Source organism: Allomuricauda sp. XS_ASV26 (assembly GCF_041224615.1).
GTDB classification, from domain to species: Bacteria; Bacteroidota; Bacteroidia; order Flavobacteriales; family Flavobacteriaceae; genus Flagellimonas; species Flagellimonas alginolytica.
Genome location: NZ_JBGFGK010000031.1, coordinates 481,106 through 499,985 on the forward strand (window position 1 = coordinate 481,106; position 18,880 = coordinate 499,985).

19 protein-coding genes are annotated in these 18,880 nt (G+C 41.0%); 12 read left to right on the forward strand and 7 right to left on the reverse strand.

Annotation, left to right across the window (positions count from 1 at the left end):
* Positions 1 to 85: 85 nt before the first annotated feature.
* Positions 86 to 3,544, forward strand: a complete 3,459-nt coding sequence (locus AB9K32_RS09610) for a methylmalonyl-CoA mutase family protein (RefSeq protein ID WP_369885046.1) — start codon at positions 86 to 88, stop codon at positions 3,542 to 3,544.
* A gap of 6 nt (positions 3,545 to 3,550) precedes the next feature.
* On the opposite strand, the gene AB9K32_RS09615 is transcribed toward AB9K32_RS09610, so the two are convergent.
* Positions 3,551 to 3,952 (reverse strand): hypothetical protein, encoded by a 402-nt coding sequence (locus tag AB9K32_RS09615; protein ID WP_224835241.1) that lies wholly within the window; start codon positions 3,950 to 3,952, stop codon positions 3,551 to 3,553.
* A 122-nt stretch (positions 3,953 to 4,074) separates the two neighbouring features.
* Between AB9K32_RS09615 and AB9K32_RS09620 the strand changes: the two genes are divergently transcribed.
* From AB9K32_RS09620 to AB9K32_RS09630, 3 genes are all read left to right on the forward strand, one after another.
* A complete protein-coding gene (locus AB9K32_RS09620) occupies positions 4,075 to 4,527 on the forward strand; it encodes an Lrp/AsnC family transcriptional regulator (protein WP_369885047.1) in 453 nt (150 codons plus the stop codon).
* Between the two features lie 61 nt (positions 4,528 to 4,588).
* Entirely contained in the window at positions 4,589 to 6,010 is a 1,422-nt protein-coding gene (locus AB9K32_RS09625) for an alpha/beta hydrolase (protein WP_369885049.1), read from the forward strand.
* Positions 6,011 to 6,075: 65 nt separating this feature from the next.
* Positions 6,076 to 6,714 carry a DUF1684 domain-containing protein gene (locus tag AB9K32_RS09630; RefSeq protein ID WP_369885050.1) on the forward strand — a complete coding sequence of 213 codons (639 nt, stop codon included), beginning with the start codon at positions 6,076 to 6,078 and terminating at the stop codon, positions 6,712 to 6,714.
* A 58-nt stretch (positions 6,715 to 6,772) separates the two neighbouring features.
* On the opposite strand, the gene AB9K32_RS09635 is transcribed toward AB9K32_RS09630, so the two are convergent.
* From AB9K32_RS09635 to AB9K32_RS09655, 5 genes are all read right to left on the reverse strand, one after another.
* Positions 6,773 to 7,813, reverse strand: a complete 1,041-nt coding sequence (locus tag AB9K32_RS09635; RefSeq protein ID WP_369885051.1) for an outer membrane beta-barrel protein — start codon at positions 7,811 to 7,813, stop codon at positions 6,773 to 6,775.
* Positions 7,814 to 7,950: 137 nt separating this feature from the next.
* Positions 7,951 to 9,231, reverse strand: a complete 1,281-nt coding sequence (locus AB9K32_RS09640; protein WP_369885052.1) for an ammonium transporter — start codon at positions 9,229 to 9,231, stop codon at positions 7,951 to 7,953.
* A gap of 32 nt (positions 9,232 to 9,263) precedes the next feature.
* The gene (locus AB9K32_RS09645; RefSeq protein ID WP_224835235.1) at positions 9,264 to 9,602 is read right to left on the reverse strand and encodes a P-II family nitrogen regulator; all 339 of its coding nucleotides are present in this window, start codon (positions 9,600 to 9,602) and stop codon (positions 9,264 to 9,266) included.
* Positions 9,603 to 9,874: 272 nt separating this feature from the next.
* A complete protein-coding gene (crcB, locus tag AB9K32_RS09650) occupies positions 9,875 to 10,246 on the reverse strand; it encodes a fluoride efflux transporter CrcB (RefSeq protein ID WP_369885053.1) in 372 nt (123 codons plus the stop codon).
* Positions 10,247 to 10,262: 16 nt separating this feature from the next.
* Positions 10,263 to 10,442 carry a hypothetical protein gene (locus tag AB9K32_RS09655; protein WP_224835233.1) on the reverse strand — a complete coding sequence of 60 codons (180 nt, stop codon included), beginning with the start codon at positions 10,440 to 10,442 and terminating at the stop codon, positions 10,263 to 10,265.
* 345 nt (positions 10,443 to 10,787) lie between these two features.
* Here AB9K32_RS09655 and AB9K32_RS09660 point away from each other — a divergent pair, with 345 nt between their 5' ends.
* Positions 10,788 to 11,174: a nucleoside triphosphate pyrophosphohydrolase family protein gene (locus tag AB9K32_RS09660; RefSeq protein ID WP_338193492.1), complete on the forward strand. Its 387-nt coding sequence runs from the start codon at positions 10,788 to 10,790 to the stop codon at positions 11,172 to 11,174.
* Positions 11,175 to 11,202: 28 nt separating this feature from the next.
* Here the strand turns inward: AB9K32_RS09660 and AB9K32_RS09665 are convergent, their stop codons facing one another.
* A complete protein-coding gene (locus AB9K32_RS09665) occupies positions 11,203 to 12,270 on the reverse strand; it encodes a branched-chain amino acid aminotransferase (protein ID WP_293294220.1) in 1,068 nt (355 codons plus the stop codon).
* Positions 12,271 to 12,376: 106 nt separating this feature from the next.
* Between AB9K32_RS09665 and AB9K32_RS09670 the strand changes: the two genes are divergently transcribed.
* From AB9K32_RS09670 to AB9K32_RS09700, 7 genes are all read left to right on the forward strand, one after another.
* Positions 12,377 to 12,853: a DUF4920 domain-containing protein gene (locus AB9K32_RS09670; RefSeq protein WP_252079142.1), complete on the forward strand. Its 477-nt coding sequence runs from the start codon at positions 12,377 to 12,379 to the stop codon at positions 12,851 to 12,853.
* Complete coding sequence (mnmD, locus tag AB9K32_RS09675) at positions 12,850 to 13,512, forward strand: tRNA (5-methylaminomethyl-2-thiouridine)(34)-methyltransferase MnmD (RefSeq protein ID WP_369885054.1); 663 nt, start codon at positions 12,850 to 12,852, stop codon at positions 13,510 to 13,512. Before AB9K32_RS09670 ends, mnmD begins: the two co-directional genes overlap by 4 nt.
* A gap of 131 nt (positions 13,513 to 13,643) precedes the next feature.
* The gene (locus AB9K32_RS09680) at positions 13,644 to 14,588 is read left to right on the forward strand and encodes a TIGR01777 family oxidoreductase (protein WP_252079144.1); all 945 of its coding nucleotides are present in this window, start codon (positions 13,644 to 13,646) and stop codon (positions 14,586 to 14,588) included.
* A gap of 137 nt (positions 14,589 to 14,725) precedes the next feature.
* A complete protein-coding gene (locus AB9K32_RS09685) occupies positions 14,726 to 15,301 on the forward strand; it encodes a nucleotide exchange factor GrpE (RefSeq protein WP_224835226.1) in 576 nt (191 codons plus the stop codon).
* Between the two features lie 6 nt (positions 15,302 to 15,307).
* Positions 15,308 to 16,426 (forward strand): molecular chaperone DnaJ, encoded by a 1,119-nt coding sequence (gene dnaJ, locus AB9K32_RS09690; RefSeq protein ID WP_224835225.1) that lies wholly within the window; start codon positions 15,308 to 15,310, stop codon positions 16,424 to 16,426.
* 181 nt (positions 16,427 to 16,607) lie between these two features.
* Positions 16,608 to 17,546: an ABC transporter ATP-binding protein gene (locus AB9K32_RS09695; protein ID WP_252079147.1), complete on the forward strand. Its 939-nt coding sequence runs from the start codon at positions 16,608 to 16,610 to the stop codon at positions 17,544 to 17,546.
* Positions 17,536 to 18,876 (forward strand): ABC transporter permease, encoded by a 1,341-nt coding sequence (locus AB9K32_RS09700; RefSeq protein WP_369885055.1) that lies wholly within the window; start codon positions 17,536 to 17,538, stop codon positions 18,874 to 18,876. The genes AB9K32_RS09695 and AB9K32_RS09700 overlap by 11 nt, the downstream gene beginning before the upstream one ends.
* Positions 18,877 to 18,880: the final 4 nt, after the last annotated feature.

The following is an 18,880-nucleotide window of genomic DNA, read 5'->3' on the forward strand; positions in this document are numbered from 1 at the left end:
ATATTTTTTGTATAATCTTAATCAAAATCAATTTTCAATTGCATTTTCCGTAAATTGCAGAGCAAATTTTCAGCTTTTATTACAGATGGAACAAATTAAACCTTATAAACCCAAACATAAAATCAGAATTGTTACGGCAGCTTCCTTGTTCGATGGCCATGATGCGGCCATTAATATAATGAGGCGAATTATCCAGGCTACAGGAGTGGAGGTAATTCATTTGGGACACGATAGGAGTGTGGCCGAGGTGGTAGATTGCGCCATTCAAGAGGATGCCAACGCCATTGCGATGACCTCTTACCAAGGAGGGCACAACGAATATTTTAGGTATATGTTCGATTTGTTGAAGGAAAGAGGTGCTGGACATATCAAAATTTTTGGCGGCGGTGGCGGTGTAATCTTGCCCGATGAAATAAAAGAACTGATGGAATACGGGATCGAACGTATCTACTCTCCGGATGACGGACGTGAACTCGGACTTCAGGGCATGATCAACGATTTGATTCAAAGATGTGATACAGCAGTCCCCGATATGCCTCTCTCCAAAGGAGAGTCCTTGGAAAACAAATTGGCAGAAAAGGATTCAAATACATTGGCCCGTTTAATTTCTTTGGCAGAAAATCGTCATGAAGAATTCGAAAAATTTGAAGCTATTATTGCCAAGGAAAAAGGAAACGTTCCAGTTTTGGGAATTACCGGTACAGGAGGGGCTGGTAAATCCAGCCTGGTGGATGAACTCGTGCGCCGATTTTTAATGGATTTCCCCGATAAACACATTGGGCTTATTTCCGTAGATCCATCTAAGCGAAAAACCGGGGGTGCGCTTTTGGGGGACAGGATCCGTATGAACGCTATCAACAACGAAAGGGTTTATATGAGGTCTTTGGCCACTCGGCAATCCAATTTGGCCTTGTCCAAATACGTAGCGGAAGCTGTTGATGTGCTCAAGGCGGCAAAATATGACCTAATTGTGTTGGAGACCTCTGGGATAGGTCAGTCGGACACCGAAATATTGGAACATAGCGATGTCTCCCTATATGTGATGACCCCGGAATTTGGAGCCGCCACACAATTGGAGAAAATAGATATGCTGGATTTTGCGGATATCGTGGCCATAAATAAGTTTGATAAAAGGGGAGCCCTCGATGCTATCCGCGATGTAAAAAAGCAATACGCCCGTAACCACGGACTGTGGCATGCCAATGAAGATGAACTTCCTATTTTTGGAACCATTGCTTCGCAGTTCAATGATCCTGGGATGAACAGCTTGTATAAAATGGTGATGGATACACTGCAAGAAAAAGCGGATTCCAACCTAAAATCTCAGATGGAGATCACACATGAAATGGCCGAAAAAATCTATGTGATCCCACCGGCACGTACCCGATATTTATCTGAAATTGCCGAGAACAATAGGAGTTATGATGAAAAGGCCAAGTACGAAGCCAAGATAGCCCAAAAACTCTATGGAGTCTTTTTGACCATCACATCTACCTTGGAAATAGATCAAGAACGTGCCGAAGAATTGTTTTTGGATAAATCCGGGCTGAACGAAGATGAAATTCGGTCGAACATCAAAAATGAAGCTTCGGGCGAATTGGTCGAGCTGCTGATCAAAGAGTTTGATCGGATAAAAATGCACTTGAATCCCTTGCATTGGGATGCCATTATAAGATGGAGAGAAAAAGTAGAACGCTATAAATCCGAAGTTTACTCATTTAAAGTAAGGGATAAAGAAGTAAAAATAAAAACCCATACCGAGTCACTATCCCATAGTCAGATTCCAAAAGTGGCTCTGCCCAAATACAAGGCTTGGGGCGATATTTTACAATGGATTTTACAAGAAAACGTACCCGGTGAGTTTCCGTACACAGCTGGTTTGTACCCGTTTAAAAGAGAAGGGGAGGATCCAACAAGAATGTTTGCCGGCGAAGGTGGACCCGAACGGACCAATCGTCGCTTTCATTATGTGAGCATGGATATGCCCGCAAAACGGTTGTCCACCGCCTTTGATTCCGTTACCCTGTACGGTAATGACCCCGATCACAGACCCGATATTTATGGCAAAATAGGCAATGCCGGTGTTTCCATTTGTTGTTTGGACGATGCCAAAAAACTGTATTCCGGCTTTGACCTGAGTAGTCCAATGACCTCGGTGAGCATGACCATTAATGGTCCCGCCCCTATGCTTTTGGCATTTTTTATGAATGCCGCCATAGATCAAAACTGTGAGAAGTACATCAAGGAAAATAACTTGGAGCAAGAAGTGAAGAATAAACTGCAATCCATATTCAAGGCCAAGGGTGTAGAACAGCCCCAATATTATGGCGATTTGCCCGAGGGAAATAATGGATTGGGGTTAATGCTTTTGGGCGTGACCGGAGACCAGGTGCTCCCGAAAGCGGTTTATGAAGCTATTAAACAAAAAACTTTGAACCATGTTAGGGGTACGGTACAAGCAGATATCTTAAAAGAAGATCAAGCGCAGAACACCTGTATTTTTTCAACCGAATTTGCATTGCGCTTAATGGGCGATGTGCAGGAGTATTTTATTGAGCAGCAAGTCCGAAATTTTTATTCGGTTTCCATTTCGGGATACCATATTGCGGAGGCAGGTGCCAATCCTATTACGCAATTGGCATTTACTCTTTCCAATGGTTTTACTTATGTGGAATACTACCTGAGCCGTGGAATGGATATCAATAAATTTGGACCTAACCTTTCATTTTTCTTTTCCAACGGGGTGGACCCGGAATATGCCGTAATCGGAAGGGTGGCAAGACGTATTTGGTCCAAGGCATTAAAGGAAAAATATGGGGCCGATCCAAGGGCACAAATGCTTAAATATCATATCCAGACTTCGGGAAGGAGCTTGCACGCCCAAGAAATCGATTTCAACGATATCCGTACCACCCTCCAAGCTTTGTATGCCATTTACGATAATTGTAACTCACTGCATACCAACGCGTATGATGAGGCCATTACCACACCTACCGAAGAGTCTGTGCGCAGGGCCATGGCCATTCAATTGATCATTAATAAGGAATTGGGCCTCGCAAAAAATGAAAACCCAATTCAAGGCTCTTTTATAATTGAAGAATTAACCGACTTGGTGGAAGAGGCAGTTTTAATGGAATTTGACAGGATTACGGAGCGGGGCGGCGTTCTGGGAGCTATGGAAACCATGTACCAACGCTCAAAAATTCAGGAAGAGAGCTTGCATTACGAGACCTTGAAGCACTCCGGTGAATACCCTATAATCGGAGTAAATACCTTTTTGAGTTCCAAGGGTTCCCCTACTATTTTGCCCGCCGAGGTTATCCGAGCTACCGAAACAGAAAAGGAGAATCAAATTAAAACCTTGGAAAACCTCCATAAAAGAGAGGCGCAAAAAGCAAAAACACAGTTAAGCGAATTGCAGCAAGTTGCAACCCATAACGAGAACATTTTCGAAAAACTGATGGAAGTGTCCAAATACTGTTCGCTGGGTCAAATTACCGAAGCCCTTTTTCAAGTGGGCGGACAGTATCGCAGAAATATGTAGGAATCCTTAATCGTTCTTGGAAATCAAGGACTTTCTCCATTTTTTAAAGGAAATCCGAAAGATTCGGATTTCTTTTCGAAGGAGGTTCAGGTATTCTTTTTCTTTTACCCCATCTCTTTCCAAACCATTGCAGTAGGCGAGAATATTCCGGGTCATAATGTTGACGTAAGATAGGCTCTTCATTCTGACCGATGGACAGCTGCTCAAAGCGGCTTGCTCGACCTCTTTGGTGATCAGATCCGCATCTGCCATAAGGGATTTGGAGATGTCGTCCCTAAAAGAATCGATTTTGCGAAATGATAAAATTTCTCTGTTCTGCGCAAAATACGAGGCCACAGCTTCGCTCATGTCGCGTAGCGCCAAAGATTTACGGTAGATACTAAGGGAGTTAAGAGAATTTCTCTCCATGATTTCACAGCAATTTTGAAATATAAAATTACACACGATTAGAATTTTTTTACTTTTGTTATAAAAGCAATTGGTCGATTTTACTTTCGATTGCAAAAAAATATAACTAATCTACTTTGCGTATGAAGATAGATGACTTGAATTGGCAAATACTAAATCATATACAACAAAATGCAAGGGAATCATTTGCCAATATTGGAAGGAAAATTGGGCTGACACCACCTGCTGTGGCCGAGCGTGTAAAGAAAATGGAAGACCTCGGAATTATTGAAAATTATGGCGCCAATATTTCCTATGTAGAAGCAGGTTATCAATTAAAGGCCATAATAATGCTCCGTGCATTTATGGGTAAATTAAAACCGTTTTTGGATAAGGTAAAAACTTATCAAGAAGTGGTGAATTGTTATCGGATCACGGGCAACGAGAATATAATAATGGAAGTAATTCTAAAAGATCAGTCCCATTTGGAGAAATTTATAGACGAACTCATCGTATATGGAGAGTGTAGGACCCATATTGTGCTATCCAGTGTGGTAAGCAACGCCCCTATCAAAAAAAGCAGGGGGAGTAAGTAACGAATTGTTAATTTGATGATTTCGAAACAGACTTTGGCTAGATTTTTGATAAAATTGAGTTATGAAAAAAACGTATTTGTTACCAATTCTGACTGTTTTTTGCACACTTTCTGTCTTTTCGCAACAAATGGTTTTAAAAAAGGGGGAAATAATTGAAAACCTTCCACTGAACGATACTACCGAAAACACGTATTCCTTGTTTATTCCGAAAGAATTTTCCATGGATAAGAGGTGGCCTTTGCTTTTGGTCACCGATACCAAAGGCGAAGAAAAAAGTGCACTTTCCATGTTTGTTATGGCAGCGGAGAAAGAAGGTTATGTTTTGGCGGCACCAAAGTTATCGGACACTTTATCACTGACAAAAAATATGCTGGTCACAAGTGGCACTATAAAAAGAATAACGGAAATGTTGCCCATACATACAGACCGAATTTACGCTGCAGGTCAGGATTCCGGCGGGCAGTTGGCCAGCTTGGTGCCAATACTCATTAAAGCTGTAAATGGCGCTATCTCCATAAATGCATCCCTTGCCAACAGGGAACTGATTAATATGAAAGAACCGTTTCATTTCATCGCTATTGTAAACAAAGAAAATTACCGGTACCCCTATACGCTAACCGATGCTAAACTATTGGATCAATTTAAATTCCCAAATCAAGTGTTGTTGTACGATGGAGATGGGGAGTGGCCAGGTGTTGCATATCTGGAGAAAGCAATGCAACTCTTTACTTTGGATGCCATGGGCCGAAATAGAATTCCAAAGGATACCCTATATATGGAAAAAGCTTTTAAAAAAGATATCGCCCACTTAAATCAACTCGGTAAAATCGGGGATTTGCTCTGGAAAGAGCAATATATAACCGAAATGATGTCCATGTACCGCGCCATGAAAAATATGGACTCACTTAGATCTGTGCAGCGTGATTTAAGAAGAAGCAAGGAATACAAAGTAATGAAACGGGCGGAAAACGCCGCTTTTTTACAAGAGAACATGCTAAAGGAAGATTATCAATATTATATGGATGAAGACCTTTATACCCACAATTACAATAATTTGGGGTGGTGGAAATATCAAAAAACAGAGATCGAAAAGTTTATCGATGGGAGCAAACCGTTCGAAAAACAAATGGGGCATAGGTTAAAAGGTTTTGTAAATGCCCTTGCCGAAGATAATATAAGCATAGAAATGGCAGAGGAGGTCGTCGATGAAAATGCTTTGGCATTTTTGTACATGCTCAAAACAATTTTAGAACCTGGTAATTACGAATACTACCTAAAAACCATATCCCTGAGCGCAAAGAACGATGATTTTGGAACCTCTTTGTTCTATTTGGAAGAGCTTTTAAAAAAAGGGTTTAAGGATAAAGAAAAACTTTATAATATAGAGCATACCGCACTCTTCCGGATTATGCCCGAGTTCAACGAAATGGTCTCAAAGTATTTGGATGATGCCAGATACCACATTAAGATAGAAGAAAACTAAATGTCCGCATAATTCAGTTATCTTGATTTGGTTTAGAACCGTATTTTTGTACAAATACTTTCTGTATGAAATATACCATATTACTTTCGGTCATTTTTTTGATTTCCTGCGGACAAGGTAAAAAGTATCACGACAATGATAAAGTCGAGCCCGCTTCATCGGATTTGGTAGCGGATATTTTAAAGTATCAAAAGGAGCAAAATGAAAGTCTGAAAGATCCGGATACATCTCCCTTACCGGACAAATACAGGAAGAATTTTGAGGGTTTGGATTTTTTTGAGCCGGATACGGCCTACGTGGTCAAAGCACGTTTTGAACGTACCCCGGATGCCACTCCTTTTATGATGCCCAGTACGACCGATTTGCAGTCCCAAGAAGTAGTTTACGGCATTGCCCACTTTAGGCTCAACGGAAAGGAACATAAATTGGAAGTGTACCAAAGTCTGGATTTGATGGGGGAAGAAGGTTATGAAGATTACCTGTTTTTGCCGTTTATGGATGAAACCAACGGAGAGGAAACCTATGGAGGGGGCAGGTATATTGATTTGACCATCCCAGAGGGGGATACATTGGTAATCGATTTTAATAAATCATACAACCCTTATTGTGTTTACAATAAAAAGTACTCCTGCCCTCTAGTGCCAAGGCAAAATTATTTGAGAACTAATGTGAGAGCAGGAGTGAAAAACTTTATAAAGGATTAAAAAAAGCCTTAATCCCAATGGAATAAGGCTTTCGTTGTTTTTTTAACTAGCATTGAGGTTAGAAGGAATAGATCGCAGCGATCAAAAATGAAGATTGATTACTGGTAAAACCTCCGTCGCCATCCGCATAGGGCTCAAGGTCATTGCCCCAAGTATCCAAGCGTACCTCAGGTTTTATTATTAGATTTTCCTTTGTAAAACTTCCGGTCAACGTTAAACCAAGTACTGGGGAGTCGTCCTCAAGGGCATCATCAGTGAAGGTCATGTATTCACCGCGAAGCCCAATGGCAAAACTATCGGAAGTCGTCAATTGTGGGTAGATCGCAGCTCCATAAAAACCAGTTCCTGTTTCGGAATTGTCGTTATAGGCTGCATTGATGCCGAAGAAGAAATCCTCGGTCACATCAAATCCACCGGTATAATCAACTTCAAAACCAAGGCCGCCACTTTTTCCACTATCGTAATATAGGTTCAGGAATTGATCATAAAAACCTAGTTGGCCACCCAAGGAGTATTCACCAGAATCACTAATATCATTGGTATCCCATGGATTCATTACCGCAAGCATTAAGCTTACATCGTCCGATAGGGCAAAATCTGCTTTTATGCCCAAGTGCGAAAATGGTCCGTTGGAGAACAGGTAAGAAACGCTATAGTTAAAGTTTGCCTGTGGGGCGATAACCTCATACCCTAAAAAGGTGTTGAAACGACCCATGGTCAAGGTCGTACCTTCGGAGACATTCCAATACACATAGGCCTGGTTGATGATACCGTTAAGTACATCATTTTCAAAAGTGGCCTCGGTACCTCTAGGTCCAAAAACCAAGTCAACTACGACACCAGTGTCTCCCATGTCATAGGTGCCTACAAGATTGGCCATGCCCAGTGCAAAACCAGTTTGGTTGGCAAAGGATGTAAAAGTTGCGGTATCCGCTTCTCCAGCATCCTTAAAGGTAGTTCTGTAATAAGCATCAACAGACCCGCTAAGGCTAAACTTGGAGGTGGTTTCTTCTTCCTGTGCAGAGACAGAAAATGATAGTGTTGAAATTATGGCAATCGCCATAATTTTTCCGAAATTTGTATTCATAATCGTTTTCATATCATGATCATTTTAAGTTGTCCTTTTTATTAAGGACCGTTAGTTGTTTTATAGTGAGTTGTGTTTGAAAAGGTTATTTAACGGAGCGTTTGGCAGAACGCTCCGTTTCCTTTGGCAATCTTTGGTTATTTGTAGGGCTATTTATCTTGAGAAATGTGTTCCGGATAGGCTTCCACGCCATGTTCGTGAATGTCCAAGCCGTCAATTTCTTCTTGTTCGGACACTCGTAGCCCAATGGTTTTCTTTAAAATAAAGAGAACTATAAAAGATGCAACGGCAGCCCAAATAATATAGGCCAATGACCCGTAGGTCTGTACCCATAAAAGTTTTCCGCTTCCTCCGTAGAACAATCCGCCATCAAGTGCAAATAGGCCGATTAAAACAGTTCCAAGGAAACCGCATACTCCGTGAACTGAAATCGCGCCCACGGGATCATCTATCTTAAGTTTTTTATCAATAAGTTCGATGGACACTACCACTACTAGACCGCAGATCAAACCAATGGCAAGAGCTCCCCATGCATTAACTGAACCACATCCAGCAGTAATACCTACCAAACCGGCCAAAGCACCGTTGAGTGTCATGGAAATGTCGGCTTTCCCATACCTTGCCCATGTAAAAAACAAGGCGGCTATGGCTCCTATTGCAGCAGCCAGGTTGGTGTTGATGATTACACTAGTGGCTCCAATGGTATCATCTCCGCCCCAGGCCAATTGTGAACCTCCGTTGAACCCGAACCATCCTAACCAGAGGATGAAAGCACCCAATGCACCGAACGCCATGTTGTGACCGGGAATTGCTTGTGCCTTGCCATCTACATATTTTCCGATTCTGGGTCCTACTAGTATCGCTGCCACCAAAGCTGCCGCACCACCAACGGCGTGTACTACCGAAGAACCTGCAAAATCAACAAATCCTGCAGTGTTGAGCCAGGCATCGTCGTCGAAAGGCCAGTACCAGCTACCGGAGATAGGATAGATAAGTGTGGTAAGGATAACAGAAAAAATTAGATACGTGGAAAATTTGGTCCGACCCGCAATAGCACCCGATACAATGGTTGCTGCGGTCGCGCAGAAAACTGTTTGGAAGAAAAGGTTGTACCAATCGTCGGCACTAAAAAAGAAGTACCCCTGATCTGACGGACTGGATCTAAAAAAACCGCCACCTACAAGGTCGCTGCCATACATAATGGCATAACCTACGGCCCAGAACATAACGGAGCCAGCGGCCAGGTCCATTATGTTTTTCATGATGATGTTGCCGGTGTTCTTACTGCGTGTAAAACCAATTTCCAATAAGGTGAACCCTGCCTGCATAAAAAATACCAAAATGGCCGCAAGGGTTATCCATAAAGCTCCCATATCGCCTGTAATGGCTTCCACGGCTTTGTCTATTGCTTCTTGTTCTTGTACAATCATAATCTAAGTTTTTAAGTTTTTGGCTATTAGTGTTAGTTGATTCCTGCGCTTCCGCTTTCTTTGGTCCTTATTCGATAGGCTTCGATCACATCGGAGACAAATATTTTTCCGTCACCAACATTACCAGTGCTTGCCGTATCCAATAAAACATTCACGGTTTTTTCCAGAAAGTCATCGCTGACCACGATAACCAAATACCTTCGTTGTATTTCGCTAGTGCTGTACGATATACCACGATAGACGTGTCCAAGTTTTTCATTTCCAACTCCTGTTACATCCCAGTAACTGAAGAAGTTGACCTCAATTTGATGTAAGGCTTTTTTAACCTCATCAAATTTGGATTTTCGAATAATTGCCTCGACTTTTTTCATAATTAAGTAGTTAATTGTTGTTTCAAATATATCTTAATTAAACAAAGGGGCTGTAAAAAGAGGGGTGGTTGTAGTGATTTTTGTTACTATAAAAAAAATACCCCTAATAATTTAGGGGTATCCAATTTATAATAAACTTTTATCAATTATTTGTTGATCTTATGTTAACATATGGTGTTAAAACTTTGATTTTTTTCATAAAAAAGCTGATTCAACCCATAAAATGTTAAATATTTAACAAAAATTAACTAATATGATTTGGTTTGTAACGGCTAGGGTTGTTTGGTTAACCATAAACCTAAAACAACCGACAAGATACCAAGGATAATACTGGCCATCATATAAATAGCGAAATTAAGGTAATCGCCACTTTTTAAAAATGTATGCTTTTCAAAAGCAAATGCGGAGAAAGTGGTAAAGCCACCACAAAAACCTGTGGCCAATAATAGGCTGTTGTTCTCGGAGAGTATATCGCCTTTAGCAGAAAAACCTAAAACAAGCCCGATGATAAGACAGCCCAAAATATTAACTGTAAAAGTTCCGACAAAGAAATTCTGAGAAATGGAATTGAGAGGTTTTGATACTAGATAGCGCAATACGCTGCCAAATCCTCCTCCTAAAAAAACAAGTAAGGCCTGTTTCATGCCTCAAAGTTACAAACTAAACCGCTTTTTTGTATTCGGTTTCTAAAGACTCCCGAGGAAAAAGCTTGGTAGTGGCAGATTCGGAAATTTTACGAATCGGTTTTGTAAATGTCTCCTTGGCACCATTTACGCTGAAAATCAAAAGAATGGCGTTAATGGTGAGCAATACGAAAAGTATACTAAGAAAAACAGTCATTTAGGTTAGGTGCTAAAATAATGTTAAACAAAAGTACGGGTTTTCCTATAAGAACGAAATCCAAGTGCTACTAATGTTGTGAAAATGAGGATTTTTGTTGCGATTGCAATTAATCTGTTAATTTTTGAGAAAAAATTTAATAAGGAACAGTGTAACTATGAAAATCAGAAAAGAAACAAGAATCCAGATAACACCTTTATAATTTTTTTTGTGCAATTTTTTGTCTTTTCGATAAGAAAGGGAGATAATTGCCACAAAAGCAATAAAAAACAAAGCTGCAAAAACAATCTGTCCTGTACTGAACATATTTTATATTTTTATGCAAAGCTAAATCAAAATTAGATAATGGAAAGTAAAATAAAAGCCGTGGAATTATTCCACAATTCTTTTGGGCTTGGAGTTTCCCAACAGCCAAAAGCCAATTTGGGAGAAGAAAAAAATCTACTGCGATTTAATTTAATGGACGAAGAAAATCGGGAATACTTGGAAGCGGCCAACAATAACGATTTGGTGGAAGTGGCCGACGCCTTGGGGGATATGTTGTATATTTTATGTGGGACGATCTTGGAACATGGTATGCAATACAAAATTGAAGAGGTGTTCGAGGAAATACAGCGAAGCAATATGAGCAAGCTTGGTGCGGATGGGAAACCTATTTATAGGGAAGACGGGAAAGTGCTCAAAGGGCCAAACTATACCAGACCGGATATTCAAACGATAATGGATAAATAAAAAAGGCGCCGAAACGGCGCCTTTTTTGTTAGATGACTTCGTGTCGCCATCCAAATTTATCTTCTGATCGGTTATATTGAATATCCGTGATTCTTTTTTTCAATAAGGACGCGTAGCTGTTATCCACTTCGGGAAGTTCGTAATCCTTTCCATGGTAGCCGAATCCAGAAATAGGAGATACTACAGCTGCGGTACCTGCTCCGAACATTTCCTTTAGGGATCCGTTCTCTGCAGCTTCAACAAGTTCATGTACCGAAATTTTACGGACTTCGGTTTTTATGCCTTCATCCTCTGCAATTTTTAAAATGCTCTTTCTTGTGATACCATCCAAAATACGATCACTTGTAGGTGCTGTCATCAATGTATCGTTGATCCTCACAAAAACATTCATAGCGCCCGCTTCTTCAATAAATTCATGGGTATTGTCGTCTGTCCAGATTACTTGCTGGTAACCCTTGTCGGCCGCAAGTTTGGTAGGGTAAAACTGCCCGGCATAGTTGCCGCCCGCCTTGGCGTAGCCAACACCGCCGTTTGCTGCCCTGGAATAGGTCTCCTCGATCAATACTTTTACTCTACCTGAAAAATAAGATCCAGAAGGCGCACAGGCAATTATAAATTTGTACTCGTCCGCAGGAGATGCATGGAAACCATTGCCGGATGCAAAAACGAACGGTCTAATGTATAAAGAGCTTCCGGGATTTTGAGGAATCCAATCTTTTTCCAATTGGATCAAGGTTTGTAGCCCTTCCATAAAATAGGCTTCCGGTATTTCCGGAATCGCCAAACGTTGTGCTGATTTGTTCAATCTTTTGCAATTGTCCAAAGGTCTAAAGAGCCAAACCTTCCCGTTCTCATCCTTGTAGGCTTTCATTCCCTCAAAAATGGACTGTCCGTAATGGAAGATTTTGGCCGAAGGATCAAGCGTAATAGGTTGGTAAGGAACCACTTTTGGAGTGTTCCACTCGCCGTTTTTATAGTCGCAAACCAACATATGGTCCGAATAGACACTTCCAAAGGAAAGATTGTCAAAATCAATATCTTGGATTTTTGAAGATTTAGTCTTTTCTATAGCAATTTTGTTAGCCATTGTTTCCATATCACTTACATTTACAGTGTTAAAATTAGCTATTTATTGTTAGTTTTGGACGATTCACAAATCTAAATGTTATACTTAATCTACATTTACTTAAATGTTATCAAAAATGAGATATTTTAACACAATTGCTACTGTATTTTTAGTAGGAGTTCTTTTTGTCTCCTGTAAACAAGAAACGATACAAGGGGATTATTTCGGTCAGGAATTCCAGGTTTCTGGAAAAGCGTCCAAAACCGCTGCACCTTTTGATCAAATTTCAGAGAAAGATTCGCTTCAGACCCAAATGATCGGTGAAATCAAAGAAGTTTGCCAGGCAAAAGGATGTTGGATGAAGGTTAAACTTGAATCCGATGAGGAAGTGTTTGTCCGGTTTAAGGATTATGGCTTTTTTGTGCCCAAGGATGCTGCGGGTAAGAAAGTTGTGATGAACGGCGCCGCATTTTTAGAAGAAATGTCCGTAGAAGACCAAAAACACTATGCTGAGGACGAGGGTGCTTCTGAAGAAGAATTGGCCCAGATCACCGCCCCGAAAAGAACACTTAGGTTCGAAGCTGATGGTGTTTTGATCGCAAACCAGCCTTGAAACGAAGAATAATCACGACAGGGGACGGTTCCAAGACCATTCAAATAGAGGATTGGAACGAACAATACCATTCCAAACATGGCGCAGTGCAAGAAGCTTACCATGTATTTATTGAACACGGGCTGCGGTTGTTCAACAATACATCCATTACCGTTCTGGAAGTTGGTTTCGGTACAGGGCTTAATGCACTTATTACCTTATTGGAGGCTGCCAAACAACAACTAACGGTCGATTATATTGGAGTAGAGGCCTTTCCTGTTTCTGTGGATGAAATAAGCGCTCTGGATTATTGTAGTCAGTTGGGTGCAGATAATGTTGAAGCATCTTTTAATAAAATGCATAGTTCCAACTGGGAAGAAGAGGTAGCTATAACACCGGATTTTTCGTTGCTCAAACAAAAAAAGGATTTTAGGCAGATCGACGAGGAAAACCTTGTCGATCTTGTTTATTTTGATGCATTCGGGGCACGTGTGCAACCCGACCTGTGGACCGAAGAAATTTTCTCGATCATGCACAATGCACTCAAGCAAGAGGGCGTATTGGTCACGTATGCGGCAAAAGGTAGTGTAAGAAGGGCGATGCAGGCTGTTGGATTTACCGTGGAAAGGTTGCCTGGACCACCCGGAAAAAGAGAAATGTTAAGGGCTATAAAGATGTGATTCCTAACAATTTGTTAACCCATGGTGCTTTACAGGGCTGTTTGGCACTAAAGTTTAAACAAATATGTTAAACCTAAATTAAGGTCTGATCAACAGACGATTAAACCTGTAAATTTGTACAAAATGTTGCTATGAAGGTGTTGATAACAGGAGCTACGGGTTTGGTCGGGCAGGCCATTGTAAAGGTACTTCACGATAAAGGAATACCCGTAAATTATTTGACCACAAGTAAAAACAAGATTACCTCCCAAGAGGATTTTCAAGGTTATTATTGGAATCCTTCCAAAGGAGAAATAGATTTGGATTGCTTTAAAAATGTTCAAGCAATAATAAACTTGGCAGGTACCACCATTGCTAAACGTTGGACGCCAAATCACAGAAAAAAAGTTCTCCTAAGCCGAATTAATAGTCTGCAAACCTTAAAAAATGGATTGGAGCAATCCAATAACAAGGAAGTTGAATGCCTAATTTCTGCATCGGCGGTTGGGATATACCCAGATTCCATAAGTGACTTTTACGACGAGACCGAGACCAAAGTTGACGACGGTTTTTTGGGCGATGTGGTCCAAAAGTGGGAGGCCGAGGCCGACTCGTTTCAACAGTTGGACATAGACGTGGCCAAAATAAGAATTGGAATCGTATTGGACAAAGATGAAGGAGCTTTGCCCAAAATGTCGCAACCGGTCAAGAACTTTGTTGGGGCGCCCTTGGGCAGTGGTGATCAATGGCAATCTTGGATCCATATCGAAGATTTGGCACAAATGTTCGTGTTTGCCGTGGAAAACAACCTCAAAGGAATCTATAACGGGGTCGCACCAAATCCGGTTACCAATACCAAAATGACCAAGGAATTGGCAAAAATATTGGACAGGCCTTTATGGTTGCCAAACATCCCGGCATTTTTATTGAAGGCAATTTTGGGTAAAATGTCAGCCTTGGTATTGTCCAGCCAAAGGGTGAGCAGTAAAAAAATCGAGGAAGAAGGTTTCACATTTCAATACGTGAACATTTGCCAAGCATTAAGGAGCTTGTACAGTTCAGAAGCCTCGGATGTTCCAGCTTCTGTAGAGGCATAGACATATTTAACTTTATGACGATATTGATGGGAAAAGTCCGCTTAGGCGGCTTTTTTTATGATTTGCGGTGACATTTTGACATTTTTGGACAATTGGCAGTACTTTTGCCACTTCAAATTCGAATAAAACAATTGAACATGAGCAATAAAAGTAAGGTTGAGGAAATAGAAGATGAGCCTAAAAAAGGGCAAACCGAAGAGAGTACTGAGCTGAACGATGATCATATAGAAACCAGCGACACGGAAGAAAACAATGAAGAATTGTCCGAGGAAGAAAAACTACGTGAAGATTTGGCCAAAGAGAAAGAAAAATTTTTAAGACTCTTTGCCGAATTTGAAAATTACAAGCGCAGGACGTCCAAAGAACGTATGGATCTGTTCAAAACGGCAGGACAAGAAGTCATGGTGGCATTGTTGCCCATTTTGGACGACTTTGATCGAGCCTTGAAAGAACTCTCCAAATCCGAGGATAAGGAAATGTTCAAAGGTGTGGAACTTATCAGCAATAAATTTAAAGAGACCCTGAAAAACAAAGGATTGGAGCCTGTGCAGGCCGAACCAGGGGATACTTTTGATGCGGAAGTGCACGATGCCATAACCCAAATTCCTGCACCGGACAAAAAAATGAAAGGGAAAATAATCGATGTGGTCGAAAAAGGGTTCAAGCTCGGAGATCGTATCATTAGACACCCAAAAGTAGTAGTAGGAAACTAAGAGTGTATGAAGGAGGATTATTACGAAATATTAGGAGTATCCAAAGGAGCTTCGGCCGCAGAAATAAAAAAAGCCTACAGGAAAAAGGCAATCGAGTACCACCCGGATAAAAACCCAGGCGATGCCAAAGCAGAAGAAATGTTCAAAAAATCTGCCGAAGCATACGAGGTATTGGGAAATCCGGACAAAAGGGCAAAATACGACCAGTTTGGCCATGCCGCGTTCGATGGCAGTGGAGGCTTTGGTGGCGGAGGTATGAACATGGACGATATCTTCAGTCAGTTCGGTGATATTTTTGGCGGTGCTTTTGGTGGAGGTGGATTCAGTGGTTTTGGCGGTTTTGGCGGTGGACAGCGAAGAACCAAAGGGAGCAATTTGCGCATCCGTGTAAAACTCACCCTAGAGGAAGTTGCCAATGGAGTAGAGAAAAAGGTAAAAGTAAGACGCAAGCGACAAGCAGAGGGAGTTACCTATAAAACCTGCCCCACTTGTAATGGAACCGGACAGATTACCAAGATCACCAATACGATATTGGGTAGGATGCAAACGGCGACCACATGTACCACTTGTGGCGGCGCCGGACAAACTATTGATAAAAAGCCTGCAGGAGCAGATGCACAGGGATTAATTGTGGAAGAAGAAACAGTTTCCATTAAAATTCCACCAGGTGTAGAGGACGGTATGCAATTAAAAGTATCCGGCAAGGGTAATGATGCTCCCGGAAACGGAATCGCAGGTGACCTCTTGGTAGCCATTGAAACCCTTGAACACGAAACGCTAAAGCGCGAAGGAGACAATTTACATTACGACCTTTATATAAGTATGCCAGAAGCGGTTCTTGGAAGTTCCAAAGAAATAGACGCTATTGGCGGAAAGGTTCGTATAAAATTGGAATCCGGTATTCAGTCGGGAAAAATTTTGAGACTCCGAGGAAAGGGAATCAATAGCCTAAATGGCTATGGCAGTGGTGATTTGCTGGTGCATGTAAACGTTTGGACCCCTAAAAACATAAATAAAGAGCAGAAGGAGTTTTTTGAACGTATGCAGGGCGACGACAACTTTGCCCCAAGTCCCGAAAAATCGGATAAATCCTTTTTTGAAAAGGTAAAAGACATGTTCTCTTAAGAATAAAAACCTTCTGTTTAAATAAAAAACGTATATTTGAAACTGATGTTGGGTGACCGATATCTAATTTTCTTTTTCATAGCAATTTTTTTCCCATCCTTGATTTTTTTAAGGGTGGGTTTTTGTTTTTATAGAAAATGCAGGTTATCTGCAAATACATATCTTTGAAAAAATACTATACATGGATCATATCCTTGTTGCCGAAAATGTGACCAAATCGTACGGCAACTATACTGCCTTGAGCAACATATCTCTTCAAATACCCAAGAACTGCATATACGGACTATTGGGTCCCAATGGTGCGGGCAAAACCTCGTTCATTAGAATTATTAATCAGATTACGCACCAAGATTCCGGAGAAATTTTTTTAAATGGAGAGCCGTTGGCGCCAAAGCATATCGCTTCCATAGGGTACTTGCCCGAGGAAAGGGGCTTGTACAAAAGCATGAAGGTAGGGGAGCAGGCCCTTTATTTGGCACAGTTAAAAGGGCTGTCCAAGAGCGAGGCCAAGACTCGATTAAAATATTGGTTCGATAGATTGGATATTGGGGATTGGTGGGATAAAAAGATTCAGGAACTCTCTAAAGGCATGGCCCAGAAGATTCAATTTATTGTAACGGTATTGCACGAGCCAAAGTTGTTGATTTTTGATGAACCTTTTAGTGGTTTCGATCCAATAAACGCAAACATCATAAAAGACGAAATTCTGCAATTAAAGGAAAATGGAACTTCGATTATTTTCTCTACCCACCGGATGGAATCGGTCGAAGAACTTTGCGAGCACATTGCCTTGATCCATAAATCCGAGAAAATATTGGATGGGAAGCTATCCGACATCAAAAAGGCATACAAGAACAATATTTTTAATGTGGGCGTACAATTGGAATCGGACGTTGTTATATTCCTGCAAACACTAAAGGAAAAATTCAATATACTTTCCTCGGATATTGATGAGGTTGAGCAACAGGTTAATTTTAAGGTGCAGTTACCGTCGTCCCAAACAGGTGAAATTTTGACAGAACTTTCCAAAACCACCAACATAAATAGGTTTGAAGAAACCATTCCTTCGGCCAACGATATTTTTATACAAACCGTAAATAGCAAGGATAATGGCAAGTAAGCTTGGACTGATCATAAAACGGGAATATTTGGCCAAGGTCCGAAATCGTTCCTTTATAGTGATGACGATATTGAGTCCACTTCTAATTGTTGGGATGATCGTGCTAATCGCTTATTTGGCAAAGATCAATGATGATGAAACAAGGGTCGTGTCGGTTCTTAACGAAAGTGCATTTTTTCTGGATGAATTAAAGCCTTCAAAAAGTATCTCCTACGTTTATTTTGATGATTTGGCCTTGCAGCAAGCCAAAGATTCTACCAATTCCTTGGAGTATTATGGATTGTTGTACATACCCAATCTACCTTCGGTGGAAGAAGCTGCCAAAAATAGTTATCTGTTTACCAAGGACAATCCCAATACATCCGTAACAAAAGAATTGGAAGCCGTTTTTCAAAAAAAATTAAGACAAGATCGTTTGCGAAAGCTCGGGGTATCGGCAGAACAGTTCTCGAGCGTGGAAAAATCCTTTGAGATCAACCTGTCAACATTTGAAGGCGAAAAAAGTATCAAGGGAATCAATGAGATCAAGGCATTTATAGGAGGTGGTTTTGGTTATGCGATTATGATGTTCATTATCATTTACGGTGGGTTCGTTATGCGGAGCGTGATCGAAGAGAAAACCAGCCGGATCATAGAAGTGATCATATCTTCGGTAAAACCATTTCAGTTGATGCTGGGAAAAATAATAGGCAATTCTTTGGCAGGGATTACACAGTTTTCCATTTGGATCGTCTCTGCATCGGCATTAATGTTTGTCGCTGTTCTAATTTTTGGGATAGATCTCTCGGCACTTTCTGGGGAATCGGCAATGCCCGCAGGGCCGATGGGAAGCATGTCGCAATTGGGGGCAATGGACACCGAAATGATGCTGTATGCCAAGGAAATCTACGATATTCCTTGGGGGTTGCTCATTGTGTCCTTTTTTATCTATTTTATTCTCGGTTACCTTATATATAGTTCCATTTATGCGGCGATCGGTGCGGCAGTGGATAATGAGACGGATACACAGCAATTTATATTTCCTATTATATTACCTTTAATGTTGGCTATTTATGTAGGATTCTTTTCTGTTTTTAGCAATCCTCACGGGCCCATTGCAGTTGGGTTTTCATTGTTTCCATTAACATCGCCCATTGTAATGTTGATGCGATTACCGGGCGGGATTGGTGAGGGCGGCGTACCTTTATGGCAGTTTATCACCTCGATTTTGTTGTTGGTCATAACCTTTTTTGGTATTGTATCGTTGGCGGCCAAGATTTATAGAACAGGCATTTTAATGTACGGTAAAAAACCTACGTACAAGGAATTGATTAAATGGTTAAGATATTAGGATC

Bases quoted from the DNA above. Each gene is read 5' to 3' on its own strand.
- AB9K32_RS09610 (WP_369885046.1), top strand. From the start codon at position 86: ATGGAACAAATTAAACCTTATAAACCCAAACATAAAATCAGAATTGTT.
- AB9K32_RS09615 (WP_224835241.1), bottom strand. From the start codon at position 3,952: ATGGAGAGAAATTCTCTTAACTCCCTTAGTATCTACCGTAAATCTTTG.
- AB9K32_RS09620 (WP_369885047.1), top strand. From the start codon at position 4,075: ATGAAGATAGATGACTTGAATTGGCAAATACTAAATCATATACAACAA.
- AB9K32_RS09625 (WP_369885049.1), top strand. From the start codon at position 4,589: ATGAAAAAAACGTATTTGTTACCAATTCTGACTGTTTTTTGCACACTT.
- AB9K32_RS09630 (WP_369885050.1), top strand. From the start codon at position 6,076: ATGAAATATACCATATTACTTTCGGTCATTTTTTTGATTTCCTGCGGA.
- AB9K32_RS09635 (WP_369885051.1), bottom strand. From the start codon at position 7,813: ATGAAAACGATTATGAATACAAATTTCGGAAAAATTATGGCGATTGCC.
- AB9K32_RS09640 (WP_369885052.1), bottom strand. From the start codon at position 9,231: ATGATTGTACAAGAACAAGAAGCAATAGACAAAGCCGTGGAAGCCATT.
- AB9K32_RS09645 (WP_224835235.1), bottom strand. From the start codon at position 9,602: ATGAAAAAAGTCGAGGCAATTATTCGAAAATCCAAATTTGATGAGGTT.
- crcB (WP_369885053.1), bottom strand. From the start codon at position 10,246: ATGAAACAGGCCTTACTTGTTTTTTTAGGAGGAGGATTTGGCAGCGTA.
- AB9K32_RS09655 (WP_224835233.1), bottom strand. From the start codon at position 10,442: ATGACTGTTTTTCTTAGTATACTTTTCGTATTGCTCACCATTAACGCC.
- AB9K32_RS09660 (WP_338193492.1), top strand. From the start codon at position 10,788: ATGGAAAGTAAAATAAAAGCCGTGGAATTATTCCACAATTCTTTTGGG.
- AB9K32_RS09665 (WP_293294220.1), bottom strand. From the start codon at position 12,270: ATGGAAACAATGGCTAACAAAATTGCTATAGAAAAGACTAAATCTTCA.
- AB9K32_RS09670 (WP_252079142.1), top strand. From the start codon at position 12,377: ATGAGATATTTTAACACAATTGCTACTGTATTTTTAGTAGGAGTTCTT.
- AB9K32_RS09680 (WP_252079144.1), top strand. From the start codon at position 13,644: ATGAAGGTGTTGATAACAGGAGCTACGGGTTTGGTCGGGCAGGCCATT.
- AB9K32_RS09685 (WP_224835226.1), top strand. From the start codon at position 14,726: ATGAGCAATAAAAGTAAGGTTGAGGAAATAGAAGATGAGCCTAAAAAA.
- dnaJ (WP_224835225.1), top strand. From the start codon at position 15,308: ATGAAGGAGGATTATTACGAAATATTAGGAGTATCCAAAGGAGCTTCG.
- AB9K32_RS09695 (WP_252079147.1), top strand. From the start codon at position 16,608: ATGGATCATATCCTTGTTGCCGAAAATGTGACCAAATCGTACGGCAAC.
- AB9K32_RS09700 (WP_369885055.1), top strand. From the start codon at position 17,536: ATGGCAAGTAAGCTTGGACTGATCATAAAACGGGAATATTTGGCCAAG.